The organism is Leucobacter sp. USHLN154, assembly GCF_037145595.1.
GTDB classification, from domain to species: Bacteria; Actinomycetota; Actinomycetes; order Actinomycetales; family Microbacteriaceae; genus Leucobacter; species Leucobacter alluvii.
The window spans coordinates 206,653-222,971 of sequence record NZ_JBBCXF010000005.1; the positions used below are offsets into that span (position 1 = coordinate 206,653).

The 16,319-nt window shown below is 69.6% G+C and carries 13 protein-coding genes and 1 tRNA gene; 9 read left to right on the top strand and 5 right to left on the bottom strand.

All coding sequences use genetic code 11. From position 1 onward, the window contains the following. Positions 1–85 precede the first annotated feature (85 nt). The 4 genes from typA to WFH23_RS10750 all read left to right on the top strand — a co-directional run bounded on the left by typA (position 86) and on the right by WFH23_RS10750 (position 3,436). Complete coding sequence (gene typA / locus WFH23_RS10735) at positions 86–1,990, top strand: translational GTPase TypA (protein WP_090150771.1); 1,905 nt, start codon at positions 86–88, stop codon at positions 1,988–1,990. A gap of 106 nt (positions 1,991–2,096) precedes the next feature. Then, positions 2,097–2,732, top strand: a complete 636-nt coding sequence (locus tag WFH23_RS10740) for a maltokinase N-terminal cap-like domain-containing protein (RefSeq protein ID WP_336662500.1) — start codon at positions 2,097–2,099, stop codon at positions 2,730–2,732. A gap of 191 nt (positions 2,733–2,923) precedes the next feature. Further along, positions 2,924–2,997: transfer RNA gene (locus WFH23_RS10745), tRNA-Pro, on the top strand. 94 nt (positions 2,998–3,091) lie between these two features. Continuing rightward, a complete protein-coding gene (locus tag WFH23_RS10750) occupies positions 3,092–3,436 on the top strand; it encodes a TraR/DksA family transcriptional regulator (protein WP_211648813.1) in 345 nt (114 codons plus the stop codon). Positions 3,437–3,469: 33 nt separating this feature from the next. Here the strand turns inward: WFH23_RS10750 and WFH23_RS10755 are convergent, their stop codons facing one another. The 4 genes from WFH23_RS10755 to WFH23_RS10770 form a co-directional block, all read right to left on the bottom strand. After that, positions 3,470–5,950, bottom strand: coding sequence for a DUF3488 and transglutaminase-like domain-containing protein (locus WFH23_RS10755; RefSeq protein ID WP_336662501.1), 2,481 nt, complete (start codon positions 5,948–5,950; stop codon positions 3,470–3,472). Then, positions 5,947–7,068, bottom strand: coding sequence for a DUF58 domain-containing protein (locus tag WFH23_RS10760; RefSeq protein ID WP_336662502.1), 1,122 nt, complete (start codon positions 7,066–7,068; stop codon positions 5,947–5,949). The genes WFH23_RS10755 and WFH23_RS10760 overlap by 4 nt, the downstream gene beginning before the upstream one ends. Beyond that, positions 7,068–8,060, bottom strand: coding sequence for an AAA family ATPase (locus WFH23_RS10765; RefSeq protein WP_336662503.1), 993 nt, complete (start codon positions 8,058–8,060; stop codon positions 7,068–7,070). The genes WFH23_RS10760 and WFH23_RS10765 overlap by 1 nt, the downstream gene beginning before the upstream one ends. Before the next feature lie 108 nt (positions 8,061–8,168). Beyond that, positions 8,169–9,692: a SulP family inorganic anion transporter gene (locus tag WFH23_RS10770; protein ID WP_336662504.1), complete on the bottom strand. Its 1,524-nt coding sequence runs from the start codon at positions 9,690–9,692 to the stop codon at positions 8,169–8,171. Positions 9,693–9,809: 117 nt separating this feature from the next. Here WFH23_RS10770 and WFH23_RS10775 point away from each other — a divergent pair, with 117 nt between their 5' ends. From WFH23_RS10775 to WFH23_RS10795, 5 genes are all read left to right on the top strand, one after another. Further along, positions 9,810–12,110: a bifunctional alpha,alpha-trehalose-phosphate synthase (UDP-forming)/trehalose-phosphatase gene (locus WFH23_RS10775; RefSeq protein WP_090150749.1), complete on the top strand. Its 2,301-nt coding sequence runs from the start codon at positions 9,810–9,812 to the stop codon at positions 12,108–12,110. 179 nt (positions 12,111–12,289) lie between these two features. Next, a complete protein-coding gene (locus tag WFH23_RS10780) occupies positions 12,290–12,763 on the top strand; it encodes an SRPBCC family protein (protein WP_090150745.1) in 474 nt (157 codons plus the stop codon). 42 nt (positions 12,764–12,805) lie between these two features. Next, positions 12,806–13,039 (top strand): hypothetical protein, encoded by a 234-nt coding sequence (locus WFH23_RS10785; RefSeq protein WP_090150742.1) that lies wholly within the window; start codon positions 12,806–12,808, stop codon positions 13,037–13,039. 2 nt (positions 13,040–13,041) lie between these two features. Next, positions 13,042–14,154 carry a YbdK family carboxylate-amine ligase gene (locus WFH23_RS10790; RefSeq protein ID WP_200331416.1) on the top strand — a complete coding sequence of 371 codons (1,113 nt, stop codon included), beginning with the start codon at positions 13,042–13,044 and terminating at the stop codon, positions 14,152–14,154. After that, a complete protein-coding gene (locus WFH23_RS10795) occupies positions 14,151–15,167 on the top strand; it encodes a DNA topoisomerase IB (protein ID WP_336662505.1) in 1,017 nt (338 codons plus the stop codon). Before WFH23_RS10790 ends, WFH23_RS10795 begins: the two co-directional genes overlap by 4 nt. 24 nt (positions 15,168–15,191) lie before the next feature. On the opposite strand, the gene WFH23_RS10800 is transcribed toward WFH23_RS10795, so the two are convergent. Next, positions 15,192–16,319: a DUF2795 domain-containing protein gene (locus WFH23_RS10800; protein WP_336662506.1), complete on the bottom strand. Its 1,128-nt coding sequence runs from the start codon at positions 16,317–16,319 to the stop codon at positions 15,192–15,194.

Sequence of the window (16,319 nt, forward strand, 5' to 3'; positions counted from 1 at the left end):
TCGGCGCCACCGCGGGGCGATCCCGCTCCGTGGCCGGCATCCCGCCGCGCCGACGCTCACTCGTCTCGTTAGGACTCTACTACTTATGGCTCTCGCCACTCGCGATGACCTCCGCAACGTCGCCATCGTCGCACACGTCGACCATGGCAAGACCACCCTCGTCGACGCCATGCTGCGTCAGACCAACTCCTTCGACGCGCACACCGAGGTCGACGATCGGGTCATGGACTCGAACGACCTCGAGCGCGAGAAGGGCATCACCATTCTGGCCAAGAACACGGCCATCACCTACGAGGGCGAGCACGCCACCGGCGGGCCCATCATCATCAACGTCGTCGATACGCCCGGCCACGCCGACTTCGGCGGCGAGGTGGAGCGCGCGCTCTCGATGGTCGACGGAGTCGTGCTCCTCGTCGACGCCTCCGAGGGCCCGCTGCCCCAGACGCGCTTCGTGCTGCGCAAGGCGCTCGAGTCGAAGCTCCCCGTGATCCTCGCGGTGAACAAGACCGACCGCCCCGACGCGCGCATCGAAGAGGTCGAGGGCGAGGCGCAGGACCTCCTGCTCGGTCTCGCATCAGACCTCTCGGAGGATCACCCGGACATCGACGTCGACGCCGTGCTCGACGTGCCGACCGTGTACCTCTCGGGTCGCGCCGGTGCCGCCTCGCACGAGCGTCCCGGCGACGGCGAGCTGCCGAACAACCCGGATCTCGAGCCCCTCTTCCAGACGATCCTGGAGCGCGTGCCGGCGCCCCAGTTCGACGACACGTTCCCGCTGCAGGCGCACGTCACGAACCTCGACTCGTCGCCCTTCCTCGGCCGCATCGCGCTGCTGCGCGTGCACCACGGCTGGATCAAGAAGGGCGAGACCGTCGCCTGGGTGCGCCACGACGGCAATGTGCAGAACGTGCGCGTCACCGAGCTCATGCTCACGAAGGCGCTCACCCGTTTCCCGGCCGAGAAGGCGGGCCCCGGCGACATTGTCGCTATGGCCGGCATTCCCGAGATCACCATCGGCGAGACGATCGCCGACGCCGAAGACGTGCGCCCCCTGCCCGTCATCACAGTCGACGAGCCCGCGATCTCGATGACCATCGGCGCGAACACGTCGCCGCTCGTCGGCAAGGTGAAGGGCCACAAGCTCACCGCGCGCATGATCAAGGACCGCCTCGATCGCGAGCTCATCGGCAACGTGTCGCTGCGCGTGCTCGACGTCGGTCGTCCCGACGCGTGGGAGGTGCAGGGTCGTGGAGAGCTCGCACTCGCGATCCTCGTCGAGAACATGCGCCGCGAAGGCTTCGAGCTCACCGTCGGCAAGCCCCAGGTGGTCACCAAGGAGATCGACGGCAAGAAGCACGAGCCCTACGAGCACCTCACCATCGACACGCCTGAAGAGCACCTCGGTGCGATCACGCAGCTGCTCGCAGCGCGCAAGGGGCGCATGGAGAACATGGTGAACAACGGCACCGGCTGGGTGCGCATGGAGTTCATCGTTCCCGCTCGCGGTCTCATCGGCTTCCGCTCGGAGTTCATGACCATCACTCGCGGCACCGGCATCGCGAACGCGATCTCGCACGGCTACGGCGAATGGGCCGGAACGATCACGACCCGCAACAACGGGTCGATCGTCTCCGACCGCTCGGGTGTCGTGACGCCGTTCGCGATCATCAACCTCCAGGAGCGCATGAGCTTCTTCGTGCAGCCCACCGAAGAGGTCTACGAGGGCATGGTCATCGGCGAGAACTCGCGCTCCGAGGACATGGACGTGAACATCACCAAGGAGAAGAAGCTGACGAACATGCGTTCGGCTGCTGCGGACACCTTCGAGTCGATGACGCCGCCCCGCAAGCTCACACTGGAGGAGTGCCTGGAGTTCGCCCGCGAGGACGAGTGCGTCGAGGTGACGCCCGAGAACGTGCGCATTCGCAAGGTCGAGCTCGCAGCGACCCTGCGTGCCCGCTCGGCATCGCGTCTCAAGAACCAGAAGTAGCACGGGTTCGCCCGGAGGGCCCCGACTCGCGCAGGTGCGCGGGACGGGGCCCTCGTGCTGTTCGGGACGCTCGACGCGCTCCGAGGGCCGGTCGTAGGATCGGATCATGTCGATCATTCACCGCACCACCCTGAGCCCGTCCAAGTACGATCTGCTCGCAGCGTGGCTGCCGGCGCAGCCGTGGTTCGCGGGCGATGTCGCACGACTCGCGCCCGTCGGCGCCTACCGCTTCGACGATCCCGAAGGCGAGGTCGGCCTCGAGGGGCACGTGCTCACCGCAGGTGACGAAGTCGTGTACCACGTGCCGCTCGCCTACCGCGGGGCCGCGCTGGACGACGGTGACGACTTCGTGGTCGGCACCATGGAGCACGGGGTGCTCGGTACGCGCTGGGCGTACGACGCGATCGGCGATCCGGTCTTCCGCGCAGTGCTCTCCGGCGCGATCGTGCGCGGCGAGCACGGCAGTCGCGAGTTCACGCAGGATGCCGAGGGGAACTCGGCCGAGCGCGAACCCTCGGTGCGGGTGCGGGGCACCGGATCCGCGGGCGAACCCGTGCCCGACCTCGCAGCGGTGCGGGTGCTCTCGGAGGGGGCGGCGACGATCGCCGAGACGGAGTTCGCTCGGCTCGCCGTGCACCGCGCGGTCGCGGTCGACGCCGGGGACGATCCCGTGGGCACGCTGAGCCTCCGAGGCGAGTGGCCGGGCGCGGTCGACGCGCTCCTGGCGTCGCTCACCGTCTGACGCCGCTCCGCCGCACGCTCACTTCTCGGAGCGGGGTCACTTCAGGAGCGTGTTGCTCATCGATGAGGCTCGACACGCTCCGAAAGTGACCCCGCTCGCAGAGGGGAGGGAGGGGCGACACGTCCGGAGCGCCCCCGTTTTCGTGATTCGCAGGGAAACCGCTAGAGTATTCCTTGCGTGAAACACGCAATCGGGATGTGGCGCAGCTTGGTAGCGCACGTCGTTCGGGACGACGGGGTCGCAGGTTCAAATCCTGTCATCCCGACGGAAACGGCCCGGAACTGCGTTGAGAAATCAACGGGGTTCCGGGCCGTTGTCGTATGCTGAGGCCCATCGGGGCAGCGGCGGGAGGAGCGCACATGGAGCACGCAGACCGTGTTCGGGCGCTGCTCGTCTCCGAGCAGGATCGCATCGGCGCGCGCGTGTCGAAGCTGGAGCACGACATCGCCGCGTTGACGAGCGCTCGACGAAGCGCGGTGGACGACGACGAGCACGATCCCGACGGCGAGCCGTTGTCGGCGAGATGGTCGCTGCTCGCCGGCCTGCTCGACTCCGCTCGCGACGACGCCCGACAAGCCGCGGACGCGCTGCGGCGGCTCGACGCTGGCACGTACGGCGTGTGCGCGCAGTGCGGAGAGCCGATTCCCGTCGGTCAGCTCGAGGTGCGCCCGTTTCGCGAGCGCTGCGTCGCCTGCACACCCTAGGGCTGCGAATCAGCGTGCTGGTGCCGCTGCTGTCTAAGCGGGCGCACCGAGTCGCCCGCGCAGCACCGACCGCGGCATCCAGCGGGCCCTGGCGCGGCGCGCGGGGCCGGCCCCGTCGCGCAGCGCCGTGACGGTCGCGTCGAGATCGCGTTCCATATCGGAGCGGCGGTCGGATTCACGACCGGAGTCATCCGCGTCATCCGCGTCATCTGAGACATCCGAGACGTCCGAGGCGTCAGAGACATCCGCGCCGTCGCTCGGGGTTTCGCCTCTGGGAGAACCCGCGCCATAGCGCTCGGCCGACATCGCTGCGGCGATCCTGCGCGCCGCGAGAGCCGGAGCTCCGGTGAGTACCCCCGCGCGCTCCCAGTGCTCGAGCAGGGCGTCCGAGGTCTGCGCGCGCGGGGCAGCAGTCCCGTCGACCGCGTCGAAGCCGAGATCGGAGGCCGTATCGCGCAACTCCTCCCATGCAGCTGACGCCGGAGCAGTGGCGCTGCGCATCGCGCGCACTCGGCGTCGTCTGCGCCGGCCCCGTCGAGCGGCGGGAACGCTCAGTGCCGCACCGAGGAGCAGCAGTGCTCCGGCTGCGGTCGCGAGCATGCTCGGCAGCGTCGCCGGCGCCGCTGGGCTGCTGTCGGTTTCGGCGCCAGCTGCGGTCGCCTCCGCGGGAGCATCCGGGGCATCCTCGGTCGGTTGGGCGAGATCGGTCGGCTGCTCCGCCGGTGCGGAGGTCGGGTCCGGCGCGTCACTCGGATCCGCGCCCAACGCCCCGTCTCCGTCGGCCAGTGCCCCCGCTCCGCCCGGTGTCGGTTCGAAGGCCACCCAACCGAGGTCATCGACGTAGATCTCCGGCCAGGCATGCAGTTCGCGCCCCAGCACGACCGTCGTCTCGTCGGCCTCCGCGCGGCTCGCGTACCCCACGGCCACGCGGGTCGGTACGCCGAGTTCTCGAGCCATGACGGCGAAGGTCGCGGCGTAGTGCACGCAGAACCCCTGTCGCGTCTCCAGAAACTCCGTCATGACGGCATAGGGATCGTCGGGGTCGGCGCCGGGCTGATACGGCGCGGCCTCGTCGTAGCTGAACGCTCCACTGCGGAACCAGTCCTGAAGCGCCCGGCCGACCGCGATCCGGCTCGTTCGCCCGGCGGCCACATCAGCGGCCGCCGAGGACACCGCATCGGGAATCCCATCGGGAAGTGCGAGGTAGGGGGTGATCGGTGCGCCGGCCTCCGGGTCCCGGATCAGGGCGGTTGCGCTCTCCGGCAACGAGGCGAGCCCGTCCGCCGGCAACTGGCCCGCGTCGAGGGGAGCGGCCTCGGCGGTGTAGCGGTACCCGCGCCGGGTGATATCGCGTTCGGTCTGCGCCGTGTTGGACGCCGCCGACCACCACCACCGCTCGGCCTGGAACTCGTCTCCGTCACGGCTCGGATGCACGACGGTGGTGGATTGCGGCAGCGGGAGCCACGAGCTCAGCAGCCCGTCGATGGTGATGGTCACCGTGCGCGCGGGCGCGGGCGGTGCCGAATCCGTAGCGGTCGGCGGCAGCTGCGCCGGTGACCGCTCCTGGCTCACGTCGGCGCGATTCGCCGCGAGTTCCTGCTGGGGTTGCCACTGCCCGCCGTCGAACTCTGCGAGCGTCGCGAGCGTGAACCGCAGCGGCCCAGGAGCCGAGCTCGTGAAACTGAACGCTGGGGCGCTGCTGCGCTCCTGGAGATCCTCCGCCAGCGCGAGCGTCACGTCGGGAACCGTTCGCGACACGGGTGAGGGGAAGAGCGAGTCGTTCCACACGCGGTCCTGCGTCGCGGGGGTGATGGCCATCGCGCCGACGGCGAGCGCTCCCGCGAGGAGGCCGGCTCCGATGCCGTGCCACCTCGGTGATCCAGAGCCGACCCACGCGAGGAGGCCCAGCATCAGGAGCGACGCGCTCCACGCGGTGATGCCGATCGAGACTCCGGTGACGGCTGCAGGGACGAGGAGCACGAGTGCGACGAGTGCTCCGGCGAGCAGCGGAGATTCGGTCAGTACGAGCAGCAGGGTCGTCGCCCCTGCGACGAGCAGCACGGTCGCGAGGAGCAGCTCGGTCAGCGGTCCGGAAACGACGAGCGGCGCCGAACCTCCGACGATGCGCACCTGCACCTGCTCGAAGACCGCGGCAGGTTCGATCCACCAGTCGACGGCCCGGCCGCTGGTGACGAGGAGCGCGGCCCATACTCCAAGGCCGGCTGCGAAGCCGGTCATGCCAGCCAGAGCGCCGCGCTTCGGCCGCCCGGCCCGCACAGCGCAGGCGGCCGCGATGGTCGCTCCGATGATGCCGACGGCGGACGGCCACCAGGATCCCCAGACGAACACGCGGGTGAGCGCCGACAGCGCTACGATCCAGAGCAGCAGCAGCAGGCCTCCGGCGATCCACAACCGAGGCGGCGACATGCCATCGTCTGCCGCGACCGTGCCAGGCGGGGCCGCACTCCGCCCGGTTGCGGCCGGCCCGCGGCCCGCGCGCCGCAGCGCACTCATGACGGCTCCCGCACCGGAAGCGCTCGCCAGGCGCCGGGCAGCGCGCCCTGCGCGGCCCCCACTGTGATGAGCGTGCCGCCGGCCGCAGACATCTCGAGAGCGCGCATGAGCCGGCGGTGCACGATCCCGGTGACCACGATCTCGGGGAGCATCTCCGCCGTCGCCTCGTCCGCGTCGTCGTCGGCCTCGCACCGTGCTGCTGCGAGCGTTCGCAGCAGCACGTCGACGTCTCCGCTGATCGCGGCAGGCTGCCCCGCGCACCGCACCTCGACGACGTGGCCGGAGCGCGCCCAGTGGATGACGATCGCGGCGGCAGCCGAGACGGCGACCTCGAACTCTGCATCCGATCGGTAGGCGTCGGCGTCGCAGTCGAGGCGGAGCGCCCGCTCGGAGCGTGTCGCAGGCTCGGGGAGGTTCACGAGCCACTCGCCCTGCCTGGCGCTCTGCTTCCAGTTGATCTGCCGGGAGGCGTCACCACGACGGTACTCGCGGAGCGCGCCTCCGCCGATGCCCCCGTCGCCGATGCCGTTCGCCGCGGTTCCCGCATCACCGCCGAACGACGCGGTCACCTCGGCTTCGAGCAGCTCGGGGAGCCCCGGGAGGGCGCGGGGAAGGACGGTCGCCGGGGCGACGGCGTGCGTCTGTGCGTCGAATCGCACGAGGCCCAGGGGGTCCACGATGCCGACGGCGGTCACGCGCACCTCCTGCGGCCCTCGCGCGCTCGCGTGCCAGTCGAAGACGCCGACGGCATCGGATCCTCGCACCCACCGCAGTGGCGCGGAAGCCTGCCGGCCGGCCGCATCCCACACGAGGTGACCCGACGCCGTCCACGGCAGCCGGTGGGAGACGGTGGCCGTGCACACCACGATCGAGCCGACGAACGGTGCGGGCTCGTCGAGTCGAACCCGCACGTCGAAGCGAGCGAGCAGACCGCTGACCAGGGCGCAGGCGAGTGCGACGACGACGAGTGCTGCGAGCAACCAGGCGAGGTACCAGACATCGCGCAGGCCGATCGCGTACCAGCTCGCCCCGAGCAGACCAGCGCCGAGTGCGCACCCCCAGCCGCGAGGCGTCAGCGTTGCCGACCAGCCCGGGGATTCCGCGCGGCTGTCGCGCATCACCGGAGCGGGGTTCGAGCGACGATCTCCTCGACGATCTCGGTCGCGGCCCGTGCGGCCTCGTCGGCGCGGGCGAACCTGCCGCGCGGCACGAGGCGGTGCGAGAGCACCGTCGTCGCGAGGGCGGCGACATCGTCGGGTGACACGAAGTCGCGCCCGAGCACGGCTGCCCTCGCCCGGCTCATCCGGCTCAGGTGCACGGAGGCGCGCGGGCTGGCGCCGAGCGCGACGCCGCCGTGCCCGCGCGTCGCATTGATGAGGTCGACGATGTAGGCTCCGACCTCCGCGGAGAGGTGCACGCTGGCGACCGCGCGCTGCGCGGCTCGCACCTCCTCCACCGATGCGATGGGCGGGAAGACGTCGCGGCGATCCTGATCCGACTTCGCGAGCAGCATGCGCAGCTCGGACGCGGGATCGGGGTACCCGAGCGAGATGCGCGTCATGAAACGGTCGCGTTGCGCCTCCGGGAGCGCGAAGGTCCCCTCCATGTCCTGCGGGTTCTGCGTCGCGACGACGACGAAGAGGTCGGGGAGGCGGTGGGTGCTGCCGTCGACCGTCACCGACCGCTCCTCCATGGCTTCGAGCAGCGCGGACTGCGTTTTCGGCGTGGCCCGGTTCACCTCGTCGCCGATCACGATGTTCGCGAAGATCGGCCCGGGGTGGAACTGGAAGCGACGGCTCTCCTGGTCGTACACCGAGAGGCCGGTCACGTCGGTCGGGAGCATGTCCGATGTGAACTGGATGCGGCGCGCATCGGCGCTGATGGATCGTGCGAGGGCCGTCGCGAGCGTCGTCTTGCCCACTCCCGGAACGTCTTCGAGGAGGAGGTGGCCGCCCGCGAAAACGGTCGTGACCACCGTCTCGATCACCCCTCGCTGACCTTGGATGACCTGCGCGAGCGTATCGCCGATGCGCTGCGCGAGTACGCTCGGAGGCACTGCCTGGGCGGGTGCGGCCGGGACCGGCTCGTGCGACAGTTCGGTCATCGACATGGCGGCCGCCCCTCTTCAGTCCAGTGACAGGCAGCTTGCCACACCACCCCGGGAATTGCCGGGTTGCGCGCATTTCGGCTCGCGGGCAGCGGGAGCCGGGGGAGCGGCCTAGACGCTGCCGCCGAGTTCTCCGGTCAATCGTTCGTGCATGGTGCGGCTGTCTGGGTTCATGCCGACGAACTCGACGGCCGCCCCGTACTGCGCGTACTTGGTCTCGATCGCGTCGAGCGCGGCGACCGTCGACGCATCCCAGACATGCGCCGCGGTCAGGTCGATGACGACGCGCGGGGGGTCGCTGTGGTACTCGAAGAGCGTGGTCAGATCGTTGCTCGATGCGAAGAAGAGCTCGCCCGTGACGGTGTAGTGCGCGATCGCGCCGGCGACACCGTGCTCGTCGCGCAGCTCGCGGCGCACGTCGACCACGCGCGCGACCCTGCGGGCGAAGAGCACCGAGGCGATCAGTACGCCCCCGATCACGCCGATCGCGAGGTTGTGCGTCGCCACCACCAGTGCGACGGTCGCGACCATGACGAGCGTTTCGCTGCGCGGGAGACGGCGCAGCGTGGCCGGCGCGATCGAGTGCCAGTCGAACGCGCCGATCGAGACCATGATCATGACGGCGACGAGCGCGGCCATCGGAATCAGCGCGACGATGTCGCCGAGCGCCACGATCAGCACGAGCAGGAAGACGCCGGCGAGGAACGTCGAGATGCGGGTGCGCGCGCCCGATGCCTTGACGTTGATCATCGTCTGCCCGATGACGGCGCAGCCGCCCATGCCGCCGAAGATGCCCGACATCATGTTCGCGACCCCCTGGCCCCAGCTCTCGCGCGTCTTGTTCGAGTGGGTATCGGTGATCTCGTCCACGAGCTTCGCCGTCATCAGAGACTCCATCAGCCCGACCAGCGCCATCGCGCACGCGAACGGGGCGATGATGGTGAAGGTCTCCCACGTCAGCGGAACGTCCGGGATGAAGAGCTCGGGGAGACTCCGCGGCAGTTCGCCCTGGTCGCCGACGGTCGGGACGGCGATGCGCGCGGAGACGACGACGACGGTGATGGCGATGACCGCGATCAGCGGCGCCGGCACGACCTTCGTGATCCTCGGGAAGACGACGAGGATCGCGATGCCGAGCACGACGAGCGGGTAGACGAGCCACGGCACGCCGATGAGGTGGGGCAGCTGCGACATGAAGACGAGGATCGCCAGAGCGTTCACGAACCCCACCATCACGCTGCGGGGAATGAAGCGCATGAGCTTCGCGACGCCGCAGGCGGCGAGCACGATCTGGAAGACACCGGCGAGGATGACCGTCGCGATGAACATGTCCATGCCGTAGGTGGGAGCCACTGGAGCGATCACGAGCGCCACGGCCCCGGTCGCTGCGGTGACCATCGCCGGCCGGCCGCCCACGAAGGCGATGGTGATGGCCATGATGAACGAGGAGAAGAGGCCGACCTTCGGGTCGACGCCGGCGATGACCGAGAAAGCGATCGCCTCGGGGATCAGGGCGAGAGCGACGACCAACCCGGCGAGGGCCTCCCGCGTCAGCAGGCGCGGCGACCGCAGTGCGGTGAGCACCGAGGGATCGGCGCGGTATCGGACGCGGTCGTCAGTCACTGAGCGGTTCACCCGACCACTGTAATGCCCCGCGGGGTCGGCGGTTTCCATGCCGGCGGAACGCGCGTCAAGGGGGAGCGCGCACGGCGGGCGCTGAGTAGACTTCGGATGAAGCCGCTGGGAGGTGCGATGACCGGAATGCAGGATTTGACCGGAGGGCGCGAGCTCGTGATGGTGTCGAACCGATTGCCCGTTGACCGGGTGGTGGCGGCAGACGGGACGACGTCCTGGCGCACGTCTCCGGGCGGTCTCGTGACGGCCGTCGAGCCGATCGTGGAGCAGCTCGGCTGCGTCTGGGTCGGGTGGGCCGGGAGCGAGGACGAGCACATCGAGCCGTTCGAGATCGGCCGCATGCGGCTCGAGCCCGTCGAGCTCTCGCACGACGATGTCGAGCGCTACTACGAGGGGTTCTCGAACGGCACCCTGTGGCCGCTCTACCACGACGTGATCGCGCCGCCCGAGTATCACCGTCACTGGTGGGACCGGTACGTCAAGGTCAATCGACGCTTCGCCGAGCGCGTGGCCGAGACCGCGGCTCAAGGAGCGGTCGCCTGGATCCACGACTACCAGCTGCAGCTCGTACCGGCCATGCTGCGGGAGCTGCGCCCCGATCTCACGATCGGGTTCTTCCTCCACATCCCCTTCCCGCCGCGCGGGCTCTTCGAGCAGCTGCCCTGGCGTCGCAGCATCATCCAAGGGCTGCTCGGGGCGGACGTCATCGGCTTCCAGCGCGTTCCCGACGCGATCAGCTTCCGCACGATCGCCGAGCGCTACACGCACACCCAGGCGCTCGGCAACACGATGGTGCTCCCGGCCACGCCGGATGCCCCGGGGCGCACGGTGCTCGCGCAGGAGTTCCCCATCTCGATCGATGCAGCGGCGTTCGCCGAGGTGGCGCGGCGCCCCGAGACGCAGCAGCGCGCTCGCGAGATCAGGGCCGAACTCGGCGACCCGAAGACGGTGATGCTGGGCGTCGACCGGCTCGACTACACGAAGGGCATTCGTCACCGATTGAAGGCGTTCGACGAGTTGCTCGCCGACGACGAGATCGATGCATCGAACATCGTGCTCGTGCAGGTGGCGAGCCCGAGCCGCGAGCAGGTCGACGCGTACCGTCAGCTGCGCAATGAGGTCGAGCTCACCGTCGGCCGGCTGAACGGCGAGCGGGGCACGATCGGCCACTCTCCGCTCGTGTATCTGCATCGCGGGTATTCCCGCGAGGAGATGGTGGCGCTGTATCTCGCGGCCGACGTGCTGCTCGTCACGCCGCTGCGCGACGGGATGAACCTCGTGGCGAAGGAGTACGTCGCCTGTCGCGAGGACGAGCAGGGCGTGCTCGTCCTGAGCGAGTTCGCGGGCGCCGCCGATGAGCTGAAGGATGCGCTGCTCGTGAATCCGCACGACATCGAGGGCTTGAAGGCCGCGTTCCTCCGGGCGACGCACATGCCGCAGGAGGAGCAGCGCCGGCGCATGCAGGGGATGCGGCGCGCAGTGCACGACAACGACGTCGAGCACTGGGCCTCCGCGTTCCTCGGGTCGATGACCTCGATCTCCGAGACCCGGGCGACGGCGCAGGCGAATGGCACGGCCGAGGGAGCGACCGGACCGGTCTCGCTGGTGCCGCAGGCGTTCGTCCCGCGCAGCGTCGGTGACCGGCTCCGGCGCATCGCGACGGCGTCATCACTGCTCGTGGCGACCGACTTCGACGGCACGATCGCTCCGATCGTGCCTCGGCCGCAGGACGCGCGGATGCTGCCCAGGGCGCGGCAGGCGCTGGAGATGCTGAGTGCTGCGCCCGGCGTGCGCGTGGCCCTGCTGACCGGGCGCTCGCTGGGCGGGCTGGCCGACACCGGCACCGGCAGCGAGGGGTGGATCGTCTCCGGGTCCCACGGTTCTGAGCTCACGGGATTCGATGTCTCAGGAGTCGTCGGGACGAACGGCTCGGGGGAGCCGACCGATGAGGAATCCGATCGACTCGATCGCATCACCCGGCGTTTCGAGCGCGTGCTCGGGTCCGAGCCCGGCGTGCGCCTCGAGCGCAAGCCGTTCGGCGTCGCCGTGCACACGCGGGAAGTCGCGGACCCAGAGTACGGCCGCGAATTGCTCGCTGCGGCCGTCGAATTCGGCGTCGCGGAGGGGCTGCACGTGCGTGAGGGCAAGCAGGTCCGCGAGTTCTCGGTACGCGCTTCCGACAAGGGAACGGTGCTGCAGACCATTCGCGAGGCGCTTCCGCCGGGGCCGGTGCTCTTCATCGGCGACGACGTCACCGATGAAGACGCGTTCGCGGTGCTCGGTCCCGACGATCTGGGCATCAAAGTCGGCGAGGGGGAGACGGCCGCCACGGGCCGAGTGCCAGACCCGGCTGCCGTCGCGGCGGTGCTCGCGCGCCTCGTCGAGTTGCGCACCGGCATCGTCATCGGCTCCGACTGAGTCGCCTCTCGCCGAGCGCGTGCGAGTACGGCTCGCCTCGGACCGAGCGCGTGCGAATACTGATGGGCGCCTGCGAAATCAACCCCGCTGACAGCATCGGGCGCCGAGCAATACGCTCGTCAGTGAATCGATGATCAACCATGATCGGTTCTTCGACACGACGATAGGAGTGCACCGAGATGAATACTGTCAGCAGCGACATCGATATCGACCTTCCCATCCGCACCGTCTACAACCAGTGGACGCAGTTCGAAGATTTCCCGGCATTCATGGGCGGCGTCGAAGAGGTGAAGCAGGTGGACGAGACTACGTTGAACTGGCGCGTCAAGGTCGCAGGCGTCGAACGCGACTTCCTCGCGAAGATCACGGAGCAGGTCCCGGACGAGCGCGTCGCGTGGAACAGCATCTCCGGACCGTCGCACGCTGGTGTCGTCACCTTCCATCGACTCGATGAGAACAAGACGCGAGTGCGTCTGCAGCTCGACTGGGAGCCAGAGGGCTTCGTCGAGCACGCAGGCGCTGCACTGCAGCTCGACGACGCTCAGGTCGGCAAAGACCTGAAGGAATTCGCCCGTCTGCTCGAATCGAATGGATTCGAATCGGGTGCGTGGCGCGGCTCGGTCGCTCGACCGAGCGACGGCACGGCCGTCTGAGCCCGCACCGCAGCACAGCACCACCGAAGGAAGGGGACGGCCATGGCCGAAATCTGGGAGCCAACGGATGAGATCGACGGGGACGAGGACCTCACGGTGACCGATCACCGCGATGAGGATCGCCCGCTCGTGTCGGCAGATGACGAGCAAGCGGTGGAGGTGACGACCGACGATCCCCGAGAAGCGCTCGAAGAACTCGGCGAGGATGTCGCATCCTCTCCCGCGCGTCGCGCGGAAGACACCGAGACCGACCTCGACGCCGGAGAGGCCGTCTGAGCGTGGGAACTGCCGAGACCGAGACCCGCAGCTTCGGCGTCGAGGAGGAGTTCCTCCTGCTCGACGCCGAAACGGGCGCCCCCATCGATCGCGCAGCGCAGATCGTGGAGCGGCGGCCGGAGCTGCGCCGCGAGGCGGACCGCGAGTTCTTCTCCAGCCAACTCGAAACCGCGTCGCCGGTCTGCACGGAAGCGCGCCAGGCCGACGAGGCGCTGCGCAGCTTCCGCTCCATCGCGGGTGCTGCTGCAGCGGATGTGGGGGCAGTGCTCGCGGGCACGGGCCTGCCACCGGTCGGGGGAGAGCACGAGGGCTCGGTCACCCCGAAGGCCAGATACCGCGAGATCAGATCCGAGTTGCGGGCCGCTGCTGCGCATCAGTACGTCACCGGAACGCACGTGCATGTGTCGGTGCCGTCGCGCGACGCCGGCGTAGCCGCCCTCCGGGGGCTGGCTCGCTGGGCTCCGGCACTGCTCGCGATCTCGGCGAACTCACCCATCTGGTGCGGTGAGGAGACGGGGCTCGCGAGTTGGCGCCATATCAAGAGCATGGCGTGGCCGCTCGCCGGGTACCCGCCGGAGTTCTCGTCGGGGGCTGAGTACGAGCGGACGGTCGCCAGCCTCGTCGACACGGGCATTCTGATCGATCCGGGCATCGTCACCTGGGTCGCGCGTCTCTCGGAGCGATTCCCGACCATCGAGCTGCGCATCGCCGACGCGCAGCTCGAGCCGGAAGCGGCCGTCTCGTTCGCGCTGCTCGTGCGAGGACTGGTCGACCGCATCCTCGACGACGCGGAGCACGGCCGCGAGGAGGAGCGCGTCACTCCCGGTCTGGTGAACGGAGCGATTTGGATGGCCGCGCGGGATGGACTCTCCTCCGCGATCATCGACCCGGTGCGCGGGACCGCGCATCCGGCGGCCGCGGTCCTCGACGAGATGTTCGGGTTCGCCGAGCGATCGCTGGAGCGCTTCGGCGACGCCCAGCGCGTCGAGCAGTATCTCGGCGATCTCCGCACGTTCGGCGGCCCGGCGCAACGGCAGCTCGCGAGCTTTCGCGAGGGCGGCGTCTCCGGGCTGCTCGACCTCTACCGTGCGTCCGGGGTGCAGGAGCGCCGATGAGCGGATCGGGCCGTCGCGGCGGTCGTGGGGGCCCGATCACTCGGGAAGTCGACGGGGATGGCTTCGTCTATCGGCGAGACGGTCGCCGTGTGACCGCCGCGAAGGAGATCGCCCGGATCGAGTCGCTCGCGATCCCTCCGGCGTGGACGGACGTGCGCATCGCGCGCGGGCCGTCCGCCAAGGTGCTCGCCAGAGGCATCGACGCTGCCGGGCGCACGCAGATGATCTACCACCCGCGGTTCCGACAGCGTCGCGAGCGGGAGAAGTTCGCCCGCCTGGGCAGGTTCGGCACCGCTCTTCCGAAGCTGCGCGCCCGCGTTGACCGAGATCTGCGTCGCAAACGCCTCGGAAGAGAACGCGTCGTCGCGTGCGTGATCCGACTCATCGACCTCGAGTTCTTCCGCGTCGGCAATGAGGAGTACGCAGCGAAGCACGGCAGTTACGGCGTGACGACGCTCCGGGAGGAGCACATCGAGGCCACCGGGAGCTCGGTGCGGTTCGATTTCGTCGGCAAGAGCGGAAAACGGCATGCGCGCCGAGTGTCGGATCCGAGAATCGCGCGATTGATCGCGCGGCTCGAAGAGCTTCCCGGTGACGAGGTCTTCCGCTTCTTCGAAGACACGGGAGTGTCGCGGCAGGTGCGGAGCAAGCATGTGAACGCGTATGTGAAGCGCGTGATGGGCGAAGAGTTCACGGCGAAGGATTTTCGCACGTGGGGCGGCAGTCGGATGGCCCTCTCGTCGCTCCTCGAGCACGACGAAGATGCGTTTCGCACACAGAAGCGCGCTGCGGCTGCCGTCAGGGATGCGGTCCGCGCCGCGGCGGAGCGGCTCGGCAACACTCCAGCGGTCACGAAATCCTCGTACATCGACCCGAGAGTGCTCGGGCTGGCGGAGGACGCCGCAGCTCGGGAGCGCTTGCGAACGGCCCGGGAGAAGATGAAGCCCCAGGCGCACATGAGCGTCGACGAGCAGTGCCTGCTCGCCCTGCTGGCCCGCCGGGCGCCGCGCTGAGCGCGGGCCCGCCGGGACAGGTCGTCAGTCGCTCAGCGCTTCGCTGACCGCGGTGGGCGAATCGTAGGTCTGGTCGGGAAGACCCTCGAGGGCCTGTACCACGTCGTCCGAGGCGCCGGAGTTCCGTGCTGCGTCGACGAGTGCCGACCGGTCGGCGGGGTAGTCGACGCCTCCGAGGGATCGCTGCACCTCGATGGGGTTGCTCGATGCTGACATGTCGTCTCCTTTCTTCTGGGGCTCGGGCCGGGAGGATCCCGACTCCGGGAACAGCTCATCGCTCGCCTCGATGCGGCGATCGACGATGGACGTCGGCGCTTCGAGGTGCACCGCGCCGCTCGGCAGAATGCCCGCGCCGCCGCGGCGCTCCATGACCCGCCATTGCGCCACGCGGTCCTCGCCCACGTGGTGCGCGGGCAGCTCGCGCCAGAAGGCGAAGCCGCCGGCCGCTCGGAGGGCCGCGGTATCGAAGAGCGCGCACGCTCCGATCCACGCCACGCGGTAGGCGAGGCGGTCATCGTCCTGCAGTTCGAGACGGGCCGCGAGATGCGCGAGATTCGCCGCATTGTGCAGCGGCCAGCGCTCGTGCTCCGGGGTATCGGGGCGCACGTACTCGGGGCGCACGCCGGAGGGCGGCCACGGTTCGAACGCACTCAGCTCGTCAGGCCTCGGGTCGTCGAGAAACGAGAGCCCCTGCACGGCGTACCCGACGAACCCGCAGCGCTGCTCCGAGAGGGACGCGTCGAGTCTCGAGAGGGAGCCGGGCTCCAGCCACACGTCATCGTCGAGATAGAGCACCCGCGGCGCGGCTGCGCAGCTCAGCAGGAAGTCGCGCTGCTCCGCCAGCCCGCGGCGGGGCAGGTGGCGGTGCACCTCGACGGCGCGGCCCTGCGCTCGAAGCACGCGGATCATCGCGCTCACGGCGGGAACCTGCTCGACGGGCTCCTCGGACTGGTCGCTGACGACGACTCGGAACGGCGGGTTGTCCTGCGCCGCGAGCCCCGAGAGCGTGACGGCGAGCTCTGGCCCTCGATCGGCGGTCGGAATCAGCACGTCGATCTCGATCGTCTGCTGGGCCGCAGGGCGCGCCCAGTGCGCGGCACCGCGCCGACTGGGGCGCGCGCGCCTCCGGTGCGTCTGCGCGTTCCGGTGCAC

Excerpts from the sequence above, each read along its gene's own strand:
- typA (WP_090150771.1), top strand. The coding sequence starts at position 86 with ATGGCTCTCGCCACTCGCGATGACCTCCGCAACGTCGCCATCGTCGCA.
- WFH23_RS10740 (WP_336662500.1), top strand. The coding sequence starts at position 2,097 with ATGTCGATCATTCACCGCACCACCCTGAGCCCGTCCAAGTACGATCTG.
- WFH23_RS10750 (WP_211648813.1), top strand. The coding sequence starts at position 3,092 with ATGGAGCACGCAGACCGTGTTCGGGCGCTGCTCGTCTCCGAGCAGGAT.
- WFH23_RS10755 (WP_336662501.1), bottom strand. The coding sequence starts at position 5,950 with ATGAGTGCGCTGCGGCGCGCGGGCCGCGGGCCGGCCGCAACCGGGCGG.
- WFH23_RS10760 (WP_336662502.1), bottom strand. The coding sequence starts at position 7,068 with ATGCGCGACAGCCGCGCGGAATCCCCGGGCTGGTCGGCAACGCTGACG.
- WFH23_RS10765 (WP_336662503.1), bottom strand. The coding sequence starts at position 8,060 with ATGTCGATGACCGAACTGTCGCACGAGCCGGTCCCGGCCGCACCCGCC.
- WFH23_RS10775 (WP_090150749.1), top strand. The coding sequence starts at position 9,810 with ATGACCGGAATGCAGGATTTGACCGGAGGGCGCGAGCTCGTGATGGTG.
- WFH23_RS10780 (WP_090150745.1), top strand. The coding sequence starts at position 12,290 with ATGAATACTGTCAGCAGCGACATCGATATCGACCTTCCCATCCGCACC.
- WFH23_RS10785 (WP_090150742.1), top strand. The coding sequence starts at position 12,806 with ATGGCCGAAATCTGGGAGCCAACGGATGAGATCGACGGGGACGAGGAC.
- WFH23_RS10795 (WP_336662505.1), top strand. The coding sequence starts at position 14,151 with ATGAGCGGATCGGGCCGTCGCGGCGGTCGTGGGGGCCCGATCACTCGG.